The sequence below is a fragment of the Treponema sp. R8-4-B8 genome, from assembly GCF_054786175.1.
In genome coordinates this window covers 1-1,636 of the sequence record NZ_BDHE01000088.1, presented here as the reverse complement: position 1 = coordinate 1,636, position 1,636 = coordinate 1, and the positions used below count along the sequence as shown (strand labels likewise).

Annotated in this window: 2 protein-coding genes; both read right to left on the bottom strand. The window is 43.9% G+C overall.

What is annotated here, in order from left to right:
- Positions 1 to 120: 120 nt before the first annotated feature.
- Complete coding sequence (gene tgt, locus ACYVRA_RS06425; RefSeq protein ID WP_461251922.1) at positions 121 to 1,257, bottom strand: tRNA guanosine(34) transglycosylase Tgt; 1,137 nt, start codon at positions 1,255 to 1,257, stop codon at positions 121 to 123.
- The coding region (locus tag ACYVRA_RS06420; protein WP_461251921.1) for an LptF/LptG family permease at positions 1,257 to 1,636 on the bottom strand (380 nt) is incomplete at its 5' end. The genes tgt and ACYVRA_RS06420, both read right to left, overlap by 1 nt.

The window sequence follows — 1,636 nt, the reverse complement described above, 5'->3', positions numbered from 1 at the left end:
CAGAAGTCTTGCCAAAAAATATCTTGGCACCGATGATCCCAAAACAGTACAGGCCTACAAGTATCTTGCGCGCGTATTGAGAATGTGATTAAAAAAAATAATACTAACAATAAAAATCGTCTATTCATCAACATTTCCCTCATTGTAATGCGATAAGAAATCTTTCTTATACTGTAAAAACGTTCCTTCCTTAATAGCGTTACGGCTGTTTTTAATAAGTTCATTAATAAAGTACAGGTTGTGATAACTTGCCAACATGGAATAGAGTATCTCCCCGGTTTTAAAAAGATGGCGCAGGTAGGCGCGGGAGTACCCTTGGCAAACTTTACAGCCGCACTCTTTATCTATCGGCGAAAAATCAGCCGTATTTTCGGCCTTTTTTAAGGGAAACGCGCCTTTGTGGGTATATACGCGGCCATTTCGCGCCTCGCGGGTGAATAAAACGCAGTCAAACATGTCAATTCCCTGCTCTATCGCGTTTAAAATGTATTCTGGCGTCCCTATTCCCATTACATAGCGGGGCTTTTCTTCGGGCAAAAATGCGGCGGTATAGGCTAACATTTCGTAAAATAAATCTGAAGGCTCCCCGACCGACAGGCCGCCTATGGCTATGCCGGGGGTAAGGGAATCGGCGCAGACTTCAGCGCTTTTTTTTCGCATATCTTTAAAAAAATTTCCCTGTACAATGCTGAATAAACTTCCCTGATATTTTCCGTCAGCGGTAACTTCTTCCCATTTGCTTTTTGCCCTAGTAAGCCATTCAGTTGTAATCGTAAGGGCCTTCTCGGCTTCCTTCCTGCTTGCGCCATAGTGAGAACAGTAATCCAACTGCATCTGTATATCGCTGCCAAGAATCGCTTGAATTGTTACGGCTTTCTCGGGGCTGATAAAATGTTTAGAGCCGTCAATGTGGGATTGAAACCACGCGCCTTCCGGCTTGATTTTTCGCAAAGCGGAGAGGGAAAAAATCTGGAAGCCGCCTGAGTCTGTTAAAATATTTCTGTCCCAGTTAATAAATTGATGAAGCCCTCCGGCCTTTTGTATAACTTCTTCCCCCGGCCTTAAAAATAAATGATACGTATTTGAAAGAATTAAATCATAACCTATTTCTTTTAAGTCGTCCGACGTTAACGCCTTTACGGTCCCATTAGTCCCCACAGGCATAAATACGGGAGTAATAACATCGCCGTGGGGAAGATGCAATATTCCCGTCCTGGCGGCGCAAGAGCCATCGCGGGACGTTATGCTAAAACGCATCAAGTTTTCGCGCTCCGTAAAAGAAGCACTCCTAATACAATAAAAATTAAAACCGGAAACCACGCTCCTACAAACGGATGAATGATGTTAAGCCCAGCCATCGTCATGCTCAACATTTCCGTAATATAGTAGACTACGGCGACGGACAGGCTTGTAAAAAGGCTCATCAATAAAATATTTTTTCTAAACCTGCCGCCCATGGAGATTGAGAGTATCATTACAATTAGGGAGGTGGCGGCAAACGAATAACGGTGATAATAATTCGCCTGCGTGTGCTGGTACGGAAGCCCAGCGGAGCGCAGATCCTTTACCAGAAGACCGGCGTTTTTTGCGGATAATTCTTCCACATTAACGGCTTTTCTTCTAAAAATGTCGGGAT